Origin of the sequence: Saliphagus sp. GCM10025317 (assembly GCF_042663665.1) — an archaeon.
Lineage (GTDB): Archaea > Halobacteriota > Halobacteria > Halobacteriales > Natrialbaceae > Natronosalvus.
On the sequence record NZ_JBHTAQ010000007.1, the window covers coordinates 1 to 21194 of the forward strand.

Consider the following 21194-nt stretch of genomic DNA (forward strand, 5'->3'; position numbering starts at 1 on the left):
CTCGTCGTCGCGACTCTCGTCGTCGCTGGCGGGTTCGCCCTGCGCGAGACGGGCTACGCGACCGATTCGATTCTGGCGGCGTCCACGTCGCCGCCCTCGCGTTCGGCCTCTACAGCGGCACCGCCGCCTTCGCCGGCTCGGACATGCTCGAGAACGTCTTCGGCGACCTCTCCTTGCTCCTCTCGAGTGCGGACACCCTGCCGCTGTCCCGACGACGGTTGCTCGCACACTTCCTGCTGAAGGACGCCCTCTTCTACGGGGTGACGATGATTCTGCCGCTCTCGCTGGTGGTCGTACCGCTCGAGGGGCTCTCGGTTTCGACGCCAGGGAACGTCATCGGGCTCTGGCTCTCGCTGTGGCTCGTCTTCGCTGCCGGAATGACGGCGACGCTCGCCCTCATCGCTCTCCGAACCCGAGGACTCTCGACCCGGGGCGGACTGCTCGGCGTCCTCGCAGTCGGCGGCGCGTGGTTGGTCGCGGGCCGCCCGCGCCCCTCCGTCTCCGTGACCGACCTCGTCCTGACCGGGGTGCCGCTCTGGCTGACTGCCTCCCTCGTCGCCGTGCTCGTCGTGACCGCCGCACTCTCCGTGCGAGTCTACGATCCCGCGTACGCGCGCCCGACGCGGACGTACCGCCAGCGCTTTCGGAGCCTCGAGTCGTTGCCCGGAAGCGACCCCCTCGTCGCGAAGACGCTGCTGGACCTGGCGCGCTCGAGCGGCGGCATCTGGAAGCCGCTCGTGTCGGTGGGAATCCTCCTCGGCCTCGTCGTCGTGCTCGTCGGGGTCGTTCGAGACGGTGTCGGGATCGAACCCGCGCTCGGCCCGTTCTTCGGGAGCGTGCTCGGCCTGTCGGCCTTCACGACCTACAACTGGCTGACCCAGTTCGACGCGGTCGAGTCCTACGCGGCCTACCCCGTCTCGGTTACGGCTGTCTTTCGGGCGAAGCGAGTCGCCTTCTACCTCGTCGGCCTCCCGACCATGACGCTCGCCTACCTCGTTGCACTCGCCTGGGCTCGACCGCCGCTTCTCGACGCTGCCGTCGGGTTCGTGCTCCTCGTCGGCCTTGCGCTGTACTACTACGGATTGACCGCCTTCGTCGCCGGCTTCGACCCCAACGAGTTCCTCTTCGACGCGGTCCGGTTCGGCGCGTTCACCCTCGGCGTCGCCATCGCCCTGGTGCCGACGCTCGTCGTCGGCTTCGTCGCCGTGCCACTTACTACCGCCGTCGCGGCCGTACTGACTGCGATCGGCTGTATCGCCGGGGCGCTCGGGTGGTGGCTCGCCGTCCGTTCGGAACCGCGGTGGACGCGTCGGTACCGCCGCGGGTGACGATGACCCAAACCGACGGAGCAAAGACCGTCGAATCGAAAGGACCGTCGAATGCCCGCTCGCGTCCTCCAGTACTCCGACGTCGAAAACGCCTGCGACGAGCCCGCACGGATCGGACGGCTCGCAGCCGCCCTCCAGCGGTACCGGGACGAGGACACGGTGGTCGTTGGCACCGGTGACAACACGGCACCCGGCGTGTTGCCGCTCGTGATGGAGGGGAGACAGGCCCTGGAATTTTACGACGCCGTTGACCCCGACCTCGAGACCTTCGGCAACCACGACTTCGATTTCGGCGTCGATGCGACTCGCGAAATAGTCCGCCACTCCCCGCAGACTTGGCTGACCGCGAACGTGCGGCGCAACGGCGGCCCGTTCGGGTCGGACGTTGGCGTCCGGCCGTGGACCGTGCTCGAGCGAGACGGGACGCGGATCGGTTTCACGGGAGTCACGACGCCGCGGACGGTGTCGCTGAACCCGATGGCGACGGACATCGACGTTCGCGACCCCGTCGAGACGGCGCGGGCGGCGATCGACGACCTTCGCGACGAGGGTCGACTACGTCGTCGTCTGCTCACACCTCGGGCGAGGCGACGACGCCCTCGCTCGGCAGGTCGACGCCGACGTCGTCCTCGGGGGGCACGTTCCGAGCGCCCGGAACGAGGTCGTCGAGGGGACGCTACTCACGCGACCCGGCGACGGCGGGACGGCGATCGTGGACCTTACGTTCGAGCGCGACGGGCCGACTGCAACGATTCGGCAGACGACCGAACTCGAGCCCCACGAGGACGTGGTCCGGTCGTTCGAAGCCCTCCAGGCCGAGACGGGACTCGACGAAGTAATCGCCCGCGTCGACGAACCGCTCGATCGGTCCGAGACGACGCTCTTTGGCGGCGAGGCCAGGCTCGGGAACTTCGTCACCGACGCCTACCGCTGGAAGACCGGGGCCGACGTCGCTATCCAGAACAGCGGCGGGCTCAGGACCGGGACGACGCTCTCGGGTGACGTCACGGTCGCCGACGTGATCAGCCTCGTCCCGTTCGAGGAACCCGTCGCCGTCGCCGAGGTCAGCGGTTCGACGCTCGAGGCCATTTTCGAGGGTGGCGCCGGACTCGACCTGGGCTTCGCCGAACCGGACTGGTGGCACGCCCAGGTGAGCGGCGCCGTCCTCGAGTGGAACCCGACGGATCACCGCGTCGTCGTCGACAGCGTCGGCGGAGAACCGCTCGATCCCGACCAGTGTTACCGCGTAGCAACCTCCGATTACCTCTTTCACACCGACGACGAGTTTCCCGCGCTCGACCCGGCGGATCGCGTCAAGCGAACCGAGGTTTGCCAGTACGACGTGCTGGTCGAATACGCCAGACGGCACGGCATCGACCCCGCTATCGAGGGGCGCGTGCGTCGACTCGAATCACGACTCGAGTCGAGCGAACGCACCGAGTGAAACGTTTACCACTACGGACCGCGTTTCCTCTCGTGATGACTCTGGTCGTGGTCCCCGTTCGGTACCCATTAACGAACAATTCTCGCCGCACGCTCGAGGAGGCCATCGAGGTCGCCCGCGAGCGGAACGCGGCTCTCTCGGTGTTGCACGTCAATCTCTATCAGAACGGCAAGACGGTGACGCGGTCGGATCTGAAATCGGCTGTCGAACGCCAGTTCGGTCGTCTGGAGAACACTCGATACGTCGTTCGATCGGGATTTCTCGTCGAAGAGACGATTCTCGACGAAGTCGCCGGCGAAGAGGCGGACGTCGTCGTCGTGGGCACCAAACAGGTGAGCCGCTGGCGACGCATCATCGGACGGGTGATGGACAACCCTAACATCGAGCGGTACCTCAAGAACCACCTCGAGTGCGAAGTGATCACGGTCGGCCAGGCCATCGCGTAGGCTGAGTCAGGGACCCTTTTGTGGCGAGACTGCCCCGCTCGTTGTAACCCGGGCTGGACGGCTACTGGTCGAGATCGGAGTCCGTGTCTCGAACGGGTCGATCGTGGGCTATTCGTTCCCGTCTCCATCCCCGTCGGCAACCTGTTCGTGTTTTCGGCTCGTCGGCCGGGGCTCGAGTTCGCGGTCGACCTGCGCGACCCGGGCAGTACCACTGGTTTCGTCGAAGACGTGGTGGGTGTGCGGGTAGGCGAACTCGACTCCCTCCGCGCTGAACCGGTCGCGGATTGCTCGATTGACCGCCGAGCGGACGACCGTGATCTTGTACGGGTGGTTCACCCAGAACCGGACCTGTAGGGTGACGCCGCTGTCGCCATACTGGAGGACGTCACACGTCGGCGAGGCGGCGTACCGGGCGCTCCCGATGCGAATGTCCGGGCCGCCGGCGATCACGTTGTCGACGCCTCGCGTTGCTCGTTCGGAGACGCGTATAGCCGTCTCGAGGTCGCTCTCGTAGGTAATCTCGAACGAGACGGACAACCGTGTCCGTTCATCCTCCGCGGAGAAGTTGACGACGTCCCGGGCGTTGATCTCCGAGTTCGGGATGACGATGAACGTGTTCTCGAGCGTGAATATCTTCGTGTAGCGGATCGTGATGTCTTCGACGAACCCCCGGTGGCCGCTGTCGGTGACTTCGATCATGTCGCCGATTTCGTAGGGCTGGTCTGAGAGGACGAACAGGCCGTTGATCAGGCTGCCGACCAGGGGCGCGAGCACGATACCCACCATGGCCGAGATGACCGTCACCGGAAGCAGGATTTCGACGCCGGTCAGACCGAGGATGTTGGCCGCAATCAGGACCGTGAATGCGATGACCGTGATTCGAACGGCCCGAAGGACCGTTCGCGTCACCGACGGCCGTTCGATTTTTGGGCGATCGTCCGGCCAGTGAGACGAACGACGACCTTCGAGAGGTACCAGCCGACGAGCAGCACGAAAACGGCGAACGCCAGGTCGACGACCCCGGGTGGAATCCAGTCGGGAGCGAGTGACCGGAGCCCCTCCTCGACGGCCGTCTCGTTGCCACCCGTGGCGTTCTGCAGCATACCCTCACTGTCAGGGGCGTCGTGGTTAAGCGTTCTGAAGGGTTCGACACTGGGTACTCTGTTCTGGAATCAGGTGCTACTCGAAACATAAAAAATGTTTTAGCGGTCGCGTTCGATGACCGCGTATGGCCACTGACGAACTGCGTTCGACGGTCGAACGCGTGGGCGATCGATTCAATCTCGGCGAGTACGAGATCGACGCCTACCTGACCGTCCTCGCACACGGACAGCTCACGGCGAGCGAAATCGCCGATCGAACCGACATCCCACAGCCGCGCGTCTACGACACCGTCCGCAGTCTGAGCGACCGCGGCCTGGTCGAACTCCGCGAATCCCGCCCGATGAAGATCGTCGCGATCGACCCCGGCGACGCCTTCGACGACGTCCAGGACGCCCTCGAGGAGATGGTCGACGAACTCGAGGCCCGGTACACCGCTCCGGCGCGAGAGACCGAGGCCGTCTCCCTCGTGAAATCGCGATCGACGATCCTGCGCTACCTCGAGGAGATCATCGAGCAGGCCGAGTACGAACTGGCGCTCTCGTTGACCCCGACCTGCTGATCCGCTTCGAGGACCAGCTCCGGACGGCGACGAGCGCCGACGTCAGCGTCGACCTGATCGTGACGCCCGCCGTGGAGGCGCCCCTTCCCGCGGAGTTCGACTACGAGGCCGTGGCGACGACGGCCCGTGCCCGCCGCGGGATCACGACTCCGGTCATCGCCGTCGCCGACGGCAACTACTCGATGTACGCGACCCAGGACGCCCTCCGGGACGACCAGGACCGCTACGGTGTCATCTTCAACCGCTCCGCGCTCGGCTTCCTGGTGTCGGGCTTCTTCGGCACCGTGCTCTGGACGACCGCCGAGCAAATCCTGGGTGAGAACAGCGAAGGTCGTCCCTATCCCCGGAAGTACGCCTCCATCCGCCGCTGCGTCAAGGACCTCATCGAGGACGGCGGCGAGTTCTACGCTACTATCGAGGGGCGTGACGTCGAGCGCGGGGGTTCGCGAGTCGTTCGTGGCCAGGTCGTCGACGTCTCCTTCGAGGTGAGCGAGGAGGTCGCCAGCCTGACCCTCGAGACCGACGACGGCTCCGTGAGCGTCGGCGGTCGGGTCGCCGCGATCGAGGACATCGAGGCTCACGAGATTCACATCGGTCGCCAGGAACCGCCGACGCTCGAGTAGTGTGAGTCGGTGGGTGCGTGACGCGGTGGGCGTGTCCAATCGAGCGTCGAGTCGGACTCGAGGAGCGAGTCGGTACCCGAACCGCGAACGCCGCCCTCGACGACCGAATGATAAAGGTTCTTGATGGGATTCCCCGACTAACGGGTATGGACCCACGCGTCCGCGAACACGCCGAAATCATCGTCGACCACTCCGTCGACGTACAGAAAGGCGACAACGTCAGAATCAGCGCACCGCCGATCGCCCAGGACCTCGTCGTCGCGATCCACGAACTGCTCGGCGAACGCGGTGCCCACCCATTGCTCAGCGCGTCGAACAGCGCCGCCAGCCGCGCCTACCGGCGAGCCGTCGATCCGGAGGACCTCGAGTGTCCCAGCCACGTCCTCGCGGCCGCCGAGGAGACGGACGTCTTCATCTCGATCCGGGCCTCGGAGAACACCTACGAGACGAGCGACGTTGACCCCGAAGTCACCGCAGCGTTCGGCCAGGCTTACAAACCCATCCAGGACGAGGTCATGGGCAAGCGCTGGGTTGGGACCCAGTACCCCGCGCCGGGGAACGCCCAGGACGCGGAGATGAGCACCGAGGCCTACGAGGAGTTCGTCTGGGGCGCGATCACCAGAGACTGGGACGCCCAGCGGGAGTTCCAGCAACAGCTGTCGAGATCCTCGATCCCGCCGACGAGGTTCACATCGTGAGCGGCGACACGACGGACGTGACGATGTCGATTGCGGGAACCCGACGCTCAACGACTACGCGGAGAAGAACCTCCCCGGCGGCGAGGTGTTTACCGCACCCGTCCCCGACAGCGTCGAGGGCGAGGTCCTCTTCGACAAGCCGCTGATGGCCCAGGGCCGGGAGATCACGGACGTGTACCTCGAGTTCGAGAACGGCGAGGTCGTCTCCCATGCGGCCGAGAAGAACGAGGAGGTGCTCTCGACGGTGCTCGAGACGGACGACGGCGCCCGTCGACTTGGCGAACTCGGCATCGGGATGAACCGCGACATCACCGAGTTCACCTACAACATGCTGTTCGACGAGAAGATGGGCGACACGGTTCACATGGCGGTCGGTCGCGCCTACGACGAGACGGTCGGTGAAGGCAACGAGCGAAACGACAGTTCCGTCCATATGGACATGATCGTCGACATGAGCGAGGATTCGTTCATCGAAGTGGACGGCGAGGTCGTGCAGCGGGACGGAGCGTTCGTGTTCGAGGACGGCTTCGAGGGCTGAACAGCCGCTTTTTGGTCCAGCTTTTGCGAGCAAGTCGCGGAGCGACGAGCGAGGCAAAATGGGCGCAGGTCGTGCAGCGGGACGGAGCGTTCGTGTTCGAGGACGGCTTCGAGGGCTGAGCGCGTACATCTCGTCATCCATTCTCAATGTCGTACGTCGACTATCTCTTCGCTCGAGACACGGGCTACTTCGTGTGTGAACCGAACGGCTTGGCCCGTATCGGACAAATCAACCGGACAGACGCTCGTCTCACTGATCTACAGTTACGAGGTCGTGTAACGAGGAGTTGCACTGTTGCTCGCGGTCGTCGAGATCGACCGTTTCCCAGTGGGGAATGCCATTGCCATCGGGCCCGATCCAGTACGCGATCTGGTAGGCGGATTCCCCGGACTCTTCTTCAGAATCGATCGTCACCCACTCCGTGTGATGGTCCATGCGCATATGAACGCGGAAGTGGCCTGGATCGTCTGGCCAACTCCGTGGGATCCATTGGTATTGAAGCGACTCGCCCATTCGACTGCCATCGATGCTGTACGAGTCAGCATACACCTCGTCGCCCTCGTAGTCGACACGGAGATGAACGGTGTGTGGCGTATTACTTGCACTCACGACCTCGATGCAGTTGAGAACCGAGTTCTCGCTCCGTAAAACTGCCGAGGCACATCCAGCAGAGATTGTCACCGACGAGGAGACGCCCGCGAGAAGTGCACGCCGTGAAACCATATTTTCCAGAAAGGTCGCCATACTATGTATTTTACGAATAATGATGTGGCGAACGATACGAACGATCTGTATCGATCGTTACTCGCCGTAAAATGCCACGTTCTACGGTAGTCAATGCACCCCGTCCAGTGTGCGTGGATGACGCCACAATGGCCGAAACAGATAGTTACAGTCGACGCATGAACTCGGGCAAGACCCCGCGCTCGTCGGAGTCACCGCCCGTGGGCGCGGGTCCGGCACCCAGATGACCACTGCTCGAGTCCTCGCTCGAGACGTCTGGTCCGGACTCCGTTCCGTCCTCCGTGCCCTTCTCACCTTCGTCAGTCGCGGCCACGGCCTCCTCGAACTCGTCGGGCGAGCCCGGCCCGAAGTAGTAGGGTTCGGTGGGCTCGAGGGTCGCCATCAACTGGAGGTTCACGTAGCCAGCGAGGACGAGCGCCAGTGGAAAGACGACATCGGGGAGCAATATGACCAGGAAGACCGACAGCGGCGAGTAGACGAAGAAGGCGGCGACCCGAAACCAGTTCGCGACGTAGGCGTCGACCACGTAGGCGTAGAGGCCGTACGCGCCGATTACGACGCCGATGTCGAGGTAGAGTCCGACCGGCATCCAGACCCCGCCTGCGATGACCGAGTGGGTGTAGAGAGCGATCGCTCCCGTCAGTACCGTCGCCCGATTGACGTAGGTCTCGTCGAGAGCCATCCCGAAGACGAGGATACCGAGCGTAACAGTGGCGCGGCGATCCACCACGGCAGCGATTCGAAGATGAGTCCAGAATACACGTGGGTCTCCCTGTCGTCGTCCGAAGAGAACCTCGGAGACCCCTAAAACGTTCGCGCCGTTTCGAGCGTCGATACGAGTCTCGAGTCTCAATCTTCAGGCTCAAATCTCGAGTTTCGAGTTCGAGGAGCTTATATCAGAAGTTCGACTTTTCCCGCAACAATAATGCTGTCGTAGCAGTGAGATGGAAGGTATGGCAAAAGATACCGTCCGATATCCCGACGACGTCGTCGAAGCCATCGACAACCTCGTCGACGACGGTATGTTCGAGAGCAAATCGGAGTTCTACCGGTTCTCCGCGGAGTACGTGCTGACCATGATCAACCCGGACCACAAGGTCGAGACGTTCAACTTCGACGAGATCAAGAGCGAGTTAAACATCGACCGACCGGCTCGAGCCGAGGAGGTGGGCGCAGACGGCGGGACGTTCTTCCTCGACGCGCTTATCACCGTCCGAAAGTACGGACTTCGCGGGAACTACGAGGACGCCGAGGACTTCATCGACATGCACTACGAACCGACCGACCAGGAGTGTCTGGTTCTCGAGGAGGTGCTCGGCACCTACCGCGAACGGTCGGGCTGAGACCCGGAAGGACAGCCATTTACCCGCCGATTCCGTAGCGGGCGGTATGCAAGCGGTGGCTACCGACGATGGGGACACGGTCTACGTCGAAACGACCGACGGCGACCGCGGATCCAAGGACCGTTCCTGGTCGCCTACGAGAGCCGCGAGCGGAGGCGTCGCTACGGCTGGTTCTGTTCGAATTGCGAATCGATCGACAACGCGATGGACCCGATGGGACGCATCCTGTGTAACCGGTGTGGCAACCTCCGGAAACCGACCGAGTGGGACGCCGCCCACGAGTAATTACCAGAAGCAGCTGAAGGTAGCGACGTCCTTCGAGATGTCCATTGCCTGTCGCCGTGCAAACGTTTATCATGGTGTCCGATGTAGTTCTACTCGAATGGGTCCTGTTAACATGCGACTCGTCGAGCAGGCCAGGTCGATCTTTGCTGAACTCGGCTACACGGTCGAGGGCAACGGACCGGATTTCCGAGCAGAACGGGCGTGGAAAGTCGTTCACGTCAACGCCGTCTCCGACGTTGAACAGCTTCCCCGATGCTCGGGACAATTTCACTGTTTCGTCACCGAACCCGGTGACGTAGACGACCTCGAGGACCGACTCGAGAGCCTGGATCCGGGCTACGAGTGGGCCATCATCGCCGCCGACGGCGAGGATTATCAGGTCGAACGCGCACCGCCAGGACCGACAGTCACTGTCTAACGACAGTCCCCGCACCCACTTATCGATTATCGGAGGGCCTCACGACACGCAGCGACGCCGCCGTCCGGCTCGACGTCCGCACCGAAATCGTCGAGCACGTCGGCCAGCGCCGCGACGAGGAGCGTAACGTTCTCCGGACTCGCGGAGTGGCCCATACAGCCGATGCGGAAGATTTCGCCAGCGAGGTCGCCCAGGCCGCCCGCAATCTCGAGGTCGTAGCGCTCGAGGAGTTCGTCGCAGACTTCGCCGTCGTCGACGCCGTCAGGAACCCGGACGGCGTTGAGGCTCGGGAGCCAGTACTCGTCGTCCGGATTCATCTCGAGGCCCATCCCCTCGGCGCCGGCCTTGAGCGCGCCCGCGAGTCGTCGGTGGCGTGCCCAGCGATTCTCGATGCCCTCCTCTGCGACCAAGCGGAGGGCCTCCCGGATCGAGTAGACGTTCGTGATCGGCGCCGTGTGGTGGTACGCTCGTTCGTCGCCCCAGTAGCCCTCGAGTAAGGAGAGGTCGAGGTACCACGACCGGGATGGCTCCTCGCGCGAGAGGACCTTTTCCATCGCCTCGTCGGAGAGGGTAAGCGGACTGGCCCCTGGCGGACAGGAGAGACACTTCTGCGGGCCGGAGTAGGCCACGTCGATGTCCCACTCGTCGACCCGGAGTTCGACGCCGCCCAGCGAGGTGACGGTGTCGGCGATCACGAGCGCGTCGTGGTCGTGGGCCGCGGCGGTGAGTTCGGGGACGTTCGGCTGGCGGACGCCCGTGCTCGTCTCGGCGTGGACGAATCCGAACACGTCGGGATCGTGTTCCGCGAGCGCGTCCGAGACCGCCGCTGGATCGAGCGGTTCATGCCCCACGGCGCGTCGACCTCGACGACCTCGCCGCCCGCACGGCGAGCCATCGACGCCATGCGCCCGCCGAAGTAGCCGTTGGTCGGGACGAGCATCGTGTCTCCCGGCTCGACGACGTTGCCGATCGCGGCCTCCATCGAGGCCGAGACGGTCTACGCCGAGAGGGGATCTCCAAACTGGATGTAGTTCGGATTGCGGGTTGGAACTACCCCTGAACCTCGATTCGGTAGTAATCGCGCCTCAGAAGGGCGGGTGAATACGTCCCTGCCCGCACACACCGCCCGTCATCGCACCCGAGTGAGGTCGCGGATGAGGTCGCTCGCCGGTCGAATCTGGGTTCGCAAGGGGCTTAAGTCGCCAAGGTCCGTAGCGGAGTCGTGCGGCTGGATCACCTCCACAGACCGGGACTGGGGCGACGCCCCAGCCCACACGCGGTCCGTTCCCGACCGCTCGATCGGCCGAGCGAGCACCTTTGAGCTACCAAGGCTACGTTTGCCCCCGAGAGGGGTGGGCCCATAGCTCAGTGGTAGAGTGCCTCCTTTGCAAGGAGGATGCCCAGGGTTCGAATCCCTGTGGGTCCATCTCTCGGTGACGATGCTGTACTCTTTGAGTACGGCGTCTGATCCCGAATGAACCGATGCACCACCCCGCGCAAGCGTGGGTGGGAAGGTCGATGCCACCAGCCGTCTACTGGTGGCAGATGAAGACCGTATGTACGTGTAGTCCAGGCGTCCACTGGACCCGTTCCCGGGTCACAACCGCTGCATTCTGTGCAGCACCGATCCGAAAGAACGTGGCTACTGTGCCAACTGGTGGATCGCTCGGCTCGAGAGCCGATGACGGACGTGCCAAGCTGCGATAAGCCCAAGGGACCCGCACGGAGGGGAAGAACTTGGGATCTCCGAATAGGAATCCTCTTGCAATTGCTTAGCGCAATGGGGAACGTCGAGAATTGAAACATCTTAGTATCGACAGGAAAAGAAAGCAAACCGCGATGTCGTTAGTAACGGCGAGTGAACCCGACACAGTCCAAACCGAAGCCCTCACGGGCAATGTGGTGTTCGGACTGACCTGCAACATCCGACCATCGACGAGAAATCCCTTGGAATAGGGTACGAAACAGGGTGACAGTCCCGTACCGTCGATCAGTACGATGGGAGTCAGCCCAGAGTAGCGGGGGTTGGAAATCCTCGTGAATCCCGCGGGCATTGACCGCGAAGACTAAACACTCCTCGAGACCGATAGCGAACAAGTAGCGTGAGCGAACGCTGAAAAGCACCCCAAAAAGGGAGGTGCAATAGGGCGTGAACTCAGTTGGCGATAGAGCGACGGGGCATACAAGGTCCCTCTCACAATGAACCAGGTGCGAACCTGTAGTAAGCCGAGAGGGAAGCCGGTGTTCCGTCGTACGTTTTGAAAAACGAACCAGAGAGTGTGCCTGTCTGACGAGTCTAACCCGAGTATCGGGGAAGGCAGAGGGAAACCGATATGACCGCAGTCTTACGACCAGGGTCACCGTGTTCAAGCGCGGGGAGTCAGGCGGGCACGACCCGAAACCGGATGATCTAGGCATGGGCAGGGTGAAGCGTGGCGAAAGCCACGTGGAGGCCCGCAGCGTTGGTGTCCTACAATACCCTCGCGTGACCTATGTCAGGGGTGAAAGGCCCATCGAATCCGGAAACAGCTGGTTCCAACCGAAACATGTCGAAGCATGACCTCCGCCGAGGTAGTTCGTGGGGTAGAGCGACGGATTGGGGGACCGGACTCCGAGAGGAGTTCGCCCCCCTGTCCAACTCCGAACCTACGAACGCCGTCGACGCGGGGAGTCCGGTGCGCGGGGTAAGCCTGTGTACCGTGAGGGAGACAACCCAGAGCTGGGTTAAGGTCCCCAAGTATGGACTAAGTGCGATCGAAGGTGGTCGCAAGCCCTAGACAGCCGGGAGGTGAGCTTAGAAGCAGCTACCCTCTAAGAAAAGCGTAACAGCTTACCGGCCGAGGTTTGCGGCGCCGAAAATGATCGGGGCTCAAGTCCATCACCGAGACCTAGCGACGTGCGTCACAGCACGATTCCGTAGGTTGGCGTACTGTTCGGGTGGAAGCACGGAAGAGATTTCGTGTGGACCGTGCAGTAACGAAAATTCTGGTCATAGTAGCAGCGTTAGTCGGGTGAGAACCCCGACGGCCGAACGAGTAAGGGTTCCTCAGCAATGCTAATCAGCGAGGGTTAGCCGGTCCTAAGTCAGCCCGCAATTCGAAGCTGACAAAAGGGAAATAGGTTAATATTCCTATGCCAGTGTGCACTCAAAGCCGACGCTTTGGGGCCGCCTCTCGGGCTTTCGCCCGGGTGAACAGTCCAAGACCGTGGAAGCCGTAATGGCACGAAGCGGTCGAATGGCTGGATAACGCAAGAGAGGTCAACCCAGAGCCCGTGAAAAGGCAAGCACACTGTCCGTACCGAGATCCGACACAGGTACTCGTGGCGGCGAAAGCCAAGGTCTGTCGGGAGCAACCGACGTTAGGGAATTCGGCAAGTTAGTCCCGTACGTTCGCAATAAGGGATGCCTGCCACGGAAAGTGGCAGGTCGCAGTGACTCGGGCGCTCCAACTGTCTAGTAACAACACAGGTGACCGCAAATCCGTAAGGACTCGTACGGTCACTGAATCCTGCCCAGTGCAGGTATCTGAACACCCCGTACAAGGGGACGAAGGACCTGTTAACGGCGGGGGTAACTATGACCCTCTTAAGGTAGCGTAGTACCTTGCCGCTTTAGTAGCGGCTTGCATGAATGGATCAATGAGAGCGCCACTGTCCCAACGTTGGGCCCGGTGAACTGTACATTCCAGTGCGGAGTCTGGAGACCCCCAAGGGGAAGCGAAGACCCTATAGAGCTTTACTGCAGGCTGTCACTGAGACGTGGTCGCCATTGTGCAGCATAGGTAGGAGCCGTTACACAGGTACCCGCGCGCGGGCCACCGAGGCATCACTGAAATACTACCCGATGGTGACTGCGACTCTCACTCCTGGCGGAGGACACTGGTAGCCGGGCAGTTTGACTGGGGCGGTACGCGCTTGAAAAGATATCGAGCGCGCCCCAAGGTTTTCACTCGGGTCGGAGACCCGAGAAAGAGCGCAAGAGCATACGGAAGCCTGACAGTGTCCGGCACAACAACGGACGCTGACGCGAAAGCGTGGTCTAGCGAACCAATTAGCCCGCCCAATGCGGGCAATTGCTGACAGAAAAGCTACCTTAGGGATAACAGAGTCGTCACCCGCAAGAGCACATATCGACCGGGTGGCTTGCTACCTCGATGTCGGTTCCCTCCATCCTGCCTGTGCAGAAGCAGGCAAGGGTGAGGTTGTTCGCCTATTAAAGGAGGTCGTGAGCTGGGTTTAGACCGTCGTGAGACAGGTCGGCTGCTATCTATTGGGGGTGCTACGGTATCTGACGGGAACGTTCGTATAGTACGAGAGGAACTCCGAATGGGTGCCACTCGTGTACCGGCTGTCCGAGAGGGCACGTGCCGGGCAGCGACGCACCACGGGGTAAGAGCTGAACGCATCTAAGCTCGAAACCCACCCGAAAAGAGATGCCACCGAGATCACTCGTAGAAGACGAGTTCGATAGACTCGGGGTGTACGCACCGAGGCAACGAGGTGTTGAGCCCGCGAGCACTAACAGATCAAGCCACCATTCATTTCGCATGGATCAACCCGTAAGAACGGGTCCAGGCGCTAATTGGACTACACGTACAACACGGTCACAACCGACCAGAGAACCTTAGACACCGTAACCGACCCTGGTACTGTCGCGGTTCGACTCCGCGAGTCGGCATTACGGCGGCCAGAGCGGCGGGGCACCACCCGTACCCATCCCGAACACGGCAGTTAAGCCCGCCCGCGTTTCGGCCAGTACTGGCGTGGGAGACCCGCTGGGAACCCCGGCTCGCCGCCGACCCACTCATACACTATTCAACCCTCACGAGCGACTGCGCTCGTGGGGGTTTTCGTCTTTACAGCGGGCAAATCGTACCGCTACGCTTAAACGAACGCGGTGGCTACATCCGAGCGCGCCAAGGTGGCAGAGTTCGGCCGAACGCAGTTGCCTGCAGAGCAACCCATCGCCGGTTCAAATCCGGCCCTTGGCTCTTTCACGTTTTGTACCCTGATCCGGTCCCTTTAGACCGCTTCATCTCCTCCCTTCGAGCGCGTCGGTTTCAATTCCTGGAGCCACCTTCAAATCGTCGAGTACCAGTCAATCGCGGTCGATCTCGACCAGGCTCGGCTCGAGCGAATGCGATCCCTGGCTCCACTCTTTCGAGAACTTAGTAACCGTTATACGACGCGCGGACAACGCCTCATACATGCAATTACGCGCAGGGATCGTCTACGCCGTCCTGTTTATGGTGGTCGCTGCGGGCGCGTACGCCGTTATCGCGACCGCGGAATCACCGCAGGTGACGATCGACGAAGCCGATGCGGACTACCAACTCGAGCAGGGTGACGAGATAACGATCGAGGATCGGACGTACAACGTGTCCGAGCTGGACGGGGCTGCTGGAACGGGGACGTTGGAATACGTCAACGATTCCGTTCCAACTGACGTGGCGTGGTCCGGTGCGAGCGCTGCAAATGGTGACGCCTGGGACGATGGCGATACGGTTCAGTTCGAGGAAGAGGGGACGGAGTATTCCGTCTACATTTACGCGCCGCCAGGAGAGGGTGACGGAAACGAGAGTGCCGACGGTGGTGACGGAAACGAAAGCGAGGCCCAACCGGAGACGTTCTTGCTGATCGAATCGGTCGATTCCGAGGAGTACACGTTCCTCGAGCGACCCGACGGCGTCTACGTGATCGTCGAAGAGGACGGCCAAGAGGTCGTTCGCCACGTTACGGAGGTTGACGATATCGACACCCAGGAGTACGCGGTTGGAGATGAGGTGACCTTCTACGAATCCGAGATGGAAGAACAGGTTGACGCTGAGGTGACGACAATCGAGACGGACGAGGTGACCGTCGAGTACACCGGTGAGGATGTCACGGAGGTATCGCTCTCCCACAACGAGGAAGTGATGATCGAGCAGACGCCCTACGGCGTTCACTTCCCAAGCGAGGACGTCGTTTACCTGACCGAGGACGTCGAGAGTTTCCAGGCTCAACACCAGGCAGTCGATGAGCACAACGAGCGAATCCACGGGTTCTGGTGGGCGATCGGACTGTCGGTGATCGCGATCGTGTTGCTGGCCGGGTTGGCGTTCATGCCGCTGCGAGGCTGAGGGCTCGAACTTATAGACGACCACGGTTCGCGTGCCGTTTCGTCAGTGTGGTTGGTATCGGTGTGTTTTCGGTTATCGGTTTTCGGTTTGCGGTGTCTGTAGTCTTTGGCCGTTCTCGAGTGGCAACTGCGGCTCGTTCGGTGCGGTTCGATGCGGTCCGATGCGGTTCAGTGTGGTTCGGTGCGGTTCGACACTCGAGGAACGCTCGTGTCGCTGACGTGGATTGATCTGAACTCGCTGCTCACGAACGTGTTCGCGGCAGGAAAGCGAGACGGGTGCGATTGTGAACCACGCCCAGAAATGCTCGCTTCGCTGTGCCTTTCTGGTCTCTTTCAGATCGCTGTATGATCGCGTTGCTCCTCGCGGTTCTGCTCGGAGCAAGGGGCCAGGCGCGATTTGAACACACGGTCGATCGCTTCCTCGTTCACTTCGTTCGCGAGACTGCGCTCTCCTGCGTTCAAATCGCAGGGCCGTTTTGCCACTCACGAATGTGCTCGTGGCAAAAGCGGGCCGGGCGCGATTTGAACACGCGACCGTCTGGTTAAAAGCCAGACGCTCTGCCGAACTGAGCTACCGGCCCCGTACTCTCCTCTTTCGGGGACGCGTGGTTAAACGTTTCTTTCTCCCACGGTATTATATCGGGGTCCGACGTGGTCTCGCACATGAATTTCCGCATCTGGGACGACGACCTTCGGGAGTTCGTCGACACGTGCTGTTCGTTCGAGACGACTGCAGGAAACGAGAAGCCGGCCCAGGTGTGGCTGCGCGAGGAACTCGAGGCGGCGGGCTTTCGGACCTACACCTGGGAGGCTGACCCGGCCGTTCTGCCGAGCATCCGTCGTTCCCGGACGACCCTGACGACATCGAGACGGCGGATCGGCCGAGCGTTGCCGGAGTTTTCGAGTTCGGAGATCCTGACGCGGGGCCGACGCTGGTGTTGAACGGGCATGTCGACGTCGTCCCTACGGGGTCGGGGTGGGAGGGTGATCCGTTCGAGCCCCGGTGGCGCGACGGTCGCCTGACGGCCAGGGGTGCGGCGGACATGAAGTCGGGGCTGGGGGTGTGCGTGTTTGCGGCGCGTCACCTGGCAGAGGTCGCTACGAATACTGACCACGACCCCAACCTGAACGGTCGGATCGTCGTCGAGAGCGTCGCCGGCGAGGAGGAGGGCGGGATCGGTGCAGCCACGGCAGCACTCGAAAATCCCTATCCGTTCGAGCGAGACGCGGCGATTGTCGCGGAACCGACGGAGTTGCGTCCGGTGGCGGCGGTCGAGGGAAGCCTGATGATCCGGATCGGCCTCGAGGGCCGGTCGGCACACGCGGCGACGCGGTGGCGGGGAGCGTCGGTGTTGCCGGCGTTCGAGCGCGTTCGCGAGGAGTGCGAGGCGTTCGAACGGGAACGAAGCGAGGCCATCTCCCATCCGTTGTACGACGAGTTCCCGATTCCGTGGCCGATCTGTATCGGGCGAGTCGAGGCGGGGCGGTGGGCGTCCTCGGTCCCGGACGAACTGACGGCGGAGGTTCGGGTCGGCGTCGCCCCCGGGGAGACGGTGACGGACGTCGAACACGCGCTCCGAAGCCGCCTCGAGTCGCTGTCGGACAATCCGTCCTGGCCGGCGGGGGTCAGCGGGCCAACGATCGAACGGTTCTCGGTACAGTTCGAACCGGCTGAAATCGCGGCGGACGAACCGGTGGTTTCGGCGCTCCAGAACGCGATGGCGGCGCGCGGATTCGACGCCGAGGCAATCGAACCGCGCGGGGCGACCTACGGGGCCGACAATCGACACTACGTCGAGGCGGGGATTCCGACAGTCCTGTTCGGGCCGGGGAGCATCAACCAGGCACACTTCCCGGAGGAGACGATTGAGTGGGACGAGGTGCTCGAGGCAGGGGCGGTGCTGGCAGAGACGGCGCGGGCGTACCTGTCGCAGTGATGGGATTGTGACGCTTTCCCGATGCTACTCGAGTGCGTTCTCGAGTGCGTCCGCAACGATCGTTCCTGGATCGACGCCCTCGAGTGAGGCTCGTCGCCGGAGGTCGCGGTAGGCCGACGCCGGGAGGGTGAGTTCGAGGCGGCCGAGGGTGACGTCGCAGTCGTCGAGTGCGCGCTCGATCGAGGCCCCGTCGTTGACCTGACTGGCGACCTGGCGGACGTCGCGGACGGTGAGGTCGCCGTCGAGGACGGCCCAGGCGAGCAAGAGTCGATCCTCGCCGCCGACGCGGGCGATGTGTTTGGCGGCGGAGGGGGCGATTTCGCCGAGGGCGACCTGTCGACGAACCGATCGGGGGAGGTCGTGGACGCGGGCCCACTTGCGGATGAACGAAACCGTGACCGTCTCGTCGCCCTTGAGGTGGGCGCTCGCTCGCTCGGCGGCGGTTTTGTACGATCCCTCGCCGCGAACGAGCGCGGCACAGGCTGCGGCGCCGCGGAGCATGTAGAGGTGGTCCTCGTCGACGGACCCGGTGGCGAACTGGGCGACGGTTTCGGCCGCGAGTGCGAGACTGTCCGGGTCGTCGGGGTCGAACTGGACGGCCCGGCGAGCGTGGGTTCCCGTGATCGATTCGTCGCCCCGGATGACCGGTGCGCCGACTGGCGATTTTCGATCCGTCGGGATCGGAGGCTCGTTCCCGGGGTCGCCGTCTCGAGTTCGGCGGTCTCCGGTGTGGTCGTCGGTCATGTACCGCTGATAGGGGCGACGTGCCTAAAAAGCGTTTCAGACGGTCCGCTGTGGTTCGTCGAGGGGTGCATCTGGGGCCTCCTCGCTACTCTTCGCGTCGCTCGGCGAGGTGCTCCCAGATTTCCGTACAGCCAGCGCCGACGTCGACGTCCTCGAGGTGGGCCGTGTCGTCCTCACCGGGAGTAGCCTCCGGGGTGGCTCGGTCGCTGACGTCTCCTTCGTTGCCGTTGCTGTCGTCGGATTCGTCCAGCTGGCGTCCGTCGGGTGACGCATTCGTCATCGTGTGTCCTCCGTTGGATCGTCGTTCGGTACCGATCGCGACGCGCCGGATCCGATAGGAGGGAGGTGCAATTCCGGAGCCACGTCGGCGGAGACGTGCTGGCGACTCCGTACCCTGCGTTCGGAGGGCTGGCGGCGTGATGAGCGGTCGTGTGACCGTGACGGATCGTCGGGCATACTCCTCCGTATGGTCGGCCATCGCTTAAGTACGGCTTCGGGTGCAAGCGATACCCCGGCTCCCGTTCTCGGGTAACGATTGCTGGTATCTCTGACGGGCTGAAACGAAAGACGGCGACGCATGCTGGCGATTCCCGTCGAATTCGCCGTCACGACAACGGCGAAGCATTGCACGGGCCGATGGACGAAGGTGGCTGCCACCCGAAGCGAGGGCATGGTCATCTCGTTGCGTACCCTCGACGACGGGGCGTGGATCAGCGTCAACGACTCCCGAACGGTCGGCGCGAGCGACGTCTGGACCCTCGCTCGCGGTCGATTCTGTCGGTGCGAACCGGCGTACGTTCTCCTCGAGGGGTTCACGGACGTCGGCGTGGACGGCACCAGCGTAGTTGCGGGGGCGGTCGGCCGGTGTCTCGAGTGCGGCCGTCACTCATCGCTCGAGGGCCTGCCGGTCGGCCGGGTCGTCGACGGCGAGTTCGAACGGTACGAGGCGTCGGCCGTCCAGGCGACGCTCGAGCAGTCGTCTGGCGGAGCGGTCGAATCGGGCCGCAAATACCGCCGGAAGGGGCGAGAGGCGGGGAGAACTGACGCCACGGCCGGGGCCTTGTAGGTGGTCCGCGTAGCCCGGTGCAGATGCCAAGCGACGTCGAGAACTGGAAAGACGAACTGTACGGAACCGATATCAGGGAGGCGATCAAGGAGTTCGCTGCGTCGGGGTGGGAGTCGATTCCCGAGGACGAACACGACGCCTGGTTCGAGCGCTTCAAGTGGTACGGGCTATACCACCAGCGCGCCGCCAGGAGTCCTATTTCATGCTCCGGGTCGGTCCGCCGAGCGGAGTCCTCGAGCCGGGACAGTTTCGCGTTCTGGCCGAACTCGCCAAAGAGTACTCGAACGGGCCCGCCGCCAATCCTGAATTCGGCAACGGCTGGCTCGACGTGACGACCCGTCAGGCCGTCCAGCCCACTGGATCAACCTCGAGGACGTCCCCGCGATCTTCGACCGACTCGAGGACGTCGGCCTATCGGCGGTGCAGGCGTGTGGGGACTCCTGGCGGAACATCGTCGGCTGTCCGGTCGCCGGGAAGGACGAGCACGAACACGTCGACGCCGGTGCGCTGGCCGACGACCTCCACGACACGTTCAAGCGAAACGAGGCGCACTCGAACCTTCCGCGGAAGTGGAAGGTGGCGGTCACCGGCTGCGACGAGGGCTGTGGGCAGGGCGACATCAACGACCTCGCGTTCGAACCGGCCGAGAAGGAAATCGACGGCGAGACGGTGACCGGCTACAACGTCCGCGTCGGCGGTGGCCTCGCTCGCAACGAGCCCCGCTTCGCCCGCGACATCGACGTCTTCGTCACGCCCGAACAGGCGGTCGAGGTCGCCGGCGGCATCTCGGGCCTGTTCCGGGACTACGGCAACCGCGAGAACCGCTACGCCGCCCGGATGAAGTTCCTCGTCGACGAGTGGGGGCCCGAGAAGGTTCGCGACGTCCTCCAGGAGGAGTACGTCGACTTCGACCTCGAGAGCGCAGGCGAGGACCTGCGCTCGTCGTACTCCTACAACGCCGGCGAGGCCGCCGGGAAACACGACCACGTCGGCGTTCACGACCAACCGGACGGCAATTCGTACGTCGGGTTGAACGTCCTCGTCGGCCGGATCGGCGCCGACGACGCCCTCGGCTGGCCGACATCGCCGACGAGTACGGTTCCGGCGAGGTTCGTCTCACCCAGCGCCAGAACGTCGTTTTCACGGACGTCCCCGACGAGAATCTGGACGACCTGCTCGCGGAGCCCTTGCTCGAGACCTACAGCCCGGATCCGCATCCGTTTCAGCGCGGCTCGATCGCTTGTACCGGGACCGAGTTCTGCTCGCTCTCGATCGTCGAGACGAAGAACCGCCAGGTCCGATTCTCGCGCTGGCTGGTCGAGAACGCCGACCTGCCCGAGGGCGTCGACGACTTCCACATTCACCTCTCGGGGTGTACCGCGTCGTGCGCCCAGCCCCAGATCGCCGACGTCTCCCTGCGGGGGATGAAGACCCGTAAGGACGGCGAGCCGGTCGAGGCGCTCGACATCGGCCTTGGTGGCGGCCTCGGCGAGAATCCGCAGTTCGCCTCCTGGGTCGGCGAGCGAATCCCCGTCGACGAGGTGCCGGGTGCGATCGCGAACCTGCTTGAGAACTTCGAGGCCCGTCGGGAGGGCCAGGAGAGCTTCCGCGAGTTCGTCGCCGCGCGTGACGACGACGAACTGGCCGACCTTATCGAACCCGAGGAGACCGACTACGAGGATCCGTACATGCACAACACCAAGCGGACCTGGTACCCATACGCCGACCAGGACGCCCTGGACGAGAGTCCCGCGCCGGCGACGCCCGACGGATCGCCGATTCCATCGGACGACTGAGCC

The 21194-nt window shown here is 63.2% G+C and carries 10 protein-coding genes, 3 tRNA genes, 2 rRNA genes and 8 pseudogenes; 16 read left to right on the top strand and 7 right to left on the bottom strand.

Annotation, left to right across the window (positions count from 1 at the left end):
• The 3 genes and pseudogenes from ACFQS4_RS14550 to ACFQS4_RS14560 form a co-directional block, all read left to right on the top strand.
• A partial coding sequence (locus ACFQS4_RS14550; protein ID WP_500193837.1) for a hypothetical protein occupies window positions 1-1328 on the top strand: 1328 nt, incomplete at its 5' end.
• A 51-nt stretch (window positions 1329-1379) separates the two neighbouring features.
• A pseudogene (locus tag ACFQS4_RS14555) lies at window positions 1380-2772 on the top strand (bifunctional metallophosphatase/5'-nucleotidase).
• A gap of 35 nt (window positions 2773-2807) precedes the next feature.
• Window positions 2808-3218, top strand: a complete 411-nt coding sequence (locus tag ACFQS4_RS14560) for a universal stress protein (protein ID WP_497902078.1) — start codon at window positions 2808-2810, stop codon at window positions 3216-3218.
• A 108-nt stretch (window positions 3219-3326) separates the two neighbouring features.
• Here the strand turns inward: ACFQS4_RS14560 and ACFQS4_RS14565 are convergent.
• Window positions 3327-4321, bottom strand: a pseudogene (locus tag ACFQS4_RS14565) (mechanosensitive ion channel family protein).
• Between the two features lie 125 nt (window positions 4322-4446).
• Here ACFQS4_RS14565 and trmB point away from each other — a divergent pair.
• A pseudogene (gene trmB / locus ACFQS4_RS14570) lies at window positions 4447-5504 on the top strand (HTH-type sugar sensing transcriptional regulator TrmB).
• Between the two features lie 146 nt (window positions 5505-5650).
• A pseudogene (locus ACFQS4_RS14575) lies at window positions 5651-6740 on the top strand (aminopeptidase).
• Between the two features lie 249 nt (window positions 6741-6989).
• Here ACFQS4_RS14575 and ACFQS4_RS14580 read toward each other — a convergent pair.
• Both ACFQS4_RS14580 and ACFQS4_RS14585 read right to left on the bottom strand, forming a co-directional pair.
• Window positions 6990-7463: a hypothetical protein gene (locus ACFQS4_RS14580; protein WP_497902080.1), complete on the bottom strand. Its 474-nt coding sequence runs from the start codon at window positions 7461-7463 to the stop codon at window positions 6990-6992.
• Window positions 7464-7629: 166 nt separating this feature from the next.
• On the bottom strand, window positions 7630-8211 hold the full coding sequence (locus ACFQS4_RS14585) for a hypothetical protein (RefSeq protein ID WP_500193840.1): 582 nt from the start codon (window positions 8209-8211) through the stop codon (window positions 7630-7632).
• A gap of 226 nt (window positions 8212-8437) precedes the next feature.
• On the opposite strand from ACFQS4_RS14585, the gene ACFQS4_RS14590 reads away from it, so the two are divergent.
• The 3 genes and pseudogenes from ACFQS4_RS14590 to ACFQS4_RS14600 all read left to right on the top strand — a co-directional run bounded on the left by ACFQS4_RS14590 (window position 8438) and on the right by ACFQS4_RS14600 (window position 9530).
• Entirely contained in the window at window positions 8438-8827 is a 390-nt protein-coding gene (locus ACFQS4_RS14590) for a ribbon-helix-helix domain-containing protein (protein ID WP_497902082.1), read from the top strand.
• A 46-nt stretch (window positions 8828-8873) separates the two neighbouring features.
• Window positions 8874-9112, top strand: a pseudogene (locus ACFQS4_RS14595) (DUF5816 domain-containing protein).
• 112 nt (window positions 9113-9224) lie between these two features.
• Window positions 9225-9530, top strand: a complete 306-nt coding sequence (locus ACFQS4_RS14600) for a DUF7116 family protein (protein WP_497903206.1) — start codon at window positions 9225-9227, stop codon at window positions 9528-9530.
• Window positions 9531-9556: 26 nt separating this feature from the next.
• On the opposite strand, the pseudogene ACFQS4_RS14605 reads toward ACFQS4_RS14600, so the two are convergent.
• Window positions 9557-10527: pseudogene (locus ACFQS4_RS14605) on the bottom strand (pyridoxal-phosphate-dependent aminotransferase family protein); the annotation flags it as partial.
• Between the two features lie 357 nt (window positions 10528-10884).
• Here ACFQS4_RS14605 and ACFQS4_RS14610 point away from each other — a divergent pair.
• The 5 genes from ACFQS4_RS14610 to ACFQS4_RS14630 all read left to right on the top strand — a co-directional run bounded on the left by ACFQS4_RS14610 (window position 10885) and on the right by ACFQS4_RS14630 (window position 15649).
• Window positions 10885-10956: transfer RNA gene (locus ACFQS4_RS14610), tRNA-Ala, on the top strand.
• A 207-nt stretch (window positions 10957-11163) separates the two neighbouring features.
• Window positions 11164-14070 (top strand): 23S ribosomal RNA (locus ACFQS4_RS14615).
• 139 nt (window positions 14071-14209) lie between these two features.
• Window positions 14210-14331: ribosomal RNA gene (gene rrf / locus ACFQS4_RS14620) — 5S ribosomal RNA — on the top strand.
• Between the two features lie 114 nt (window positions 14332-14445).
• Window positions 14446-14521: transfer RNA gene (locus ACFQS4_RS14625), tRNA-Cys, on the top strand.
• A gap of 216 nt (window positions 14522-14737) precedes the next feature.
• Window positions 14738-15649 (top strand): DUF8231 family protein, encoded by a 912-nt coding sequence (locus ACFQS4_RS14630; protein ID WP_497902113.1) that lies wholly within the window; start codon window positions 14738-14740, stop codon window positions 15647-15649.
• 506 nt (window positions 15650-16155) lie between these two features.
• Here ACFQS4_RS14630 and ACFQS4_RS14635 read toward each other — a convergent pair.
• Window positions 16156-16229, bottom strand: a tRNA-Lys gene (locus ACFQS4_RS14635).
• Window positions 16230-16311: 82 nt separating this feature from the next.
• On the opposite strand from ACFQS4_RS14635, the pseudogene ACFQS4_RS14640 reads away from it, so the two are divergent.
• Window positions 16312-17585: pseudogene (locus ACFQS4_RS14640) on the top strand (M20/M25/M40 family metallo-hydrolase).
• A gap of 24 nt (window positions 17586-17609) precedes the next feature.
• Here the strand turns inward: ACFQS4_RS14640 and ACFQS4_RS14645 are convergent.
• Together ACFQS4_RS14645 and ACFQS4_RS14650 are read right to left on the bottom strand one after the other, a co-directional pair.
• Entirely contained in the window at window positions 17610-18329 is a 720-nt protein-coding gene (locus ACFQS4_RS14645) for a DUF7119 family protein (protein ID WP_497902111.1), read from the bottom strand.
• Window positions 18330-18414: 85 nt separating this feature from the next.
• Window positions 18415-18609 carry a DUF8595 family protein gene (locus tag ACFQS4_RS14650; protein ID WP_497902110.1) on the bottom strand — a complete coding sequence of 65 codons (195 nt, stop codon included), beginning with the start codon at window positions 18607-18609 and terminating at the stop codon, window positions 18415-18417.
• A 390-nt stretch (window positions 18610-18999) separates the two neighbouring features.
• Here ACFQS4_RS14650 and ACFQS4_RS14655 point away from each other — a divergent pair, with 390 nt between their 5' ends.
• Window positions 19000-19395: a DUF8134 family protein gene (locus ACFQS4_RS14655; protein ID WP_500196610.1), complete on the top strand. Its 396-nt coding sequence runs from the start codon at window positions 19000-19002 to the stop codon at window positions 19393-19395.
• A gap of 23 nt (window positions 19396-19418) precedes the next feature.
• Window positions 19419-21191: pseudogene (locus ACFQS4_RS14660) on the top strand (nitrite/sulfite reductase).
• Window positions 21192-21194 lie beyond the last annotated feature (3 nt).

Excerpts from the sequence above, each read along its gene's own strand:
- ACFQS4_RS14560 (WP_497902078.1), top strand. The coding sequence starts at position 2,808 with ATGACTCTGGTCGTGGTCCCCGTTCGGTACCCATTAACGAACAATTCT.
- ACFQS4_RS14580 (WP_497902080.1), bottom strand. The coding sequence starts at position 7,463 with ATGGTTTCACGGCGTGCACTTCTCGCGGGCGTCTCCTCGTCGGTGACA.
- ACFQS4_RS14590 (WP_497902082.1), top strand. The coding sequence starts at position 8,438 with ATGGCAAAAGATACCGTCCGATATCCCGACGACGTCGTCGAAGCCATC.
- ACFQS4_RS14600 (WP_497903206.1), top strand. The coding sequence starts at position 9,225 with ATGCGACTCGTCGAGCAGGCCAGGTCGATCTTTGCTGAACTCGGCTAC.
- ACFQS4_RS14630 (WP_497902113.1), top strand. The coding sequence starts at position 14,738 with ATGCAATTACGCGCAGGGATCGTCTACGCCGTCCTGTTTATGGTGGTC.
- ACFQS4_RS14645 (WP_497902111.1), bottom strand. The coding sequence starts at position 18,329 with ATGACCGACGACCACACCGGAGACCGCCGAACTCGAGACGGCGACCCC.
- ACFQS4_RS14650 (WP_497902110.1), bottom strand. The coding sequence starts at position 18,609 with ATGACGAATGCGTCACCCGACGGACGCCAGCTGGACGAATCCGACGAC.
- ACFQS4_RS14655 (WP_500196610.1), top strand. The coding sequence starts at position 19,000 with ATGGTCATCTCGTTGCGTACCCTCGACGACGGGGCGTGGATCAGCGTC.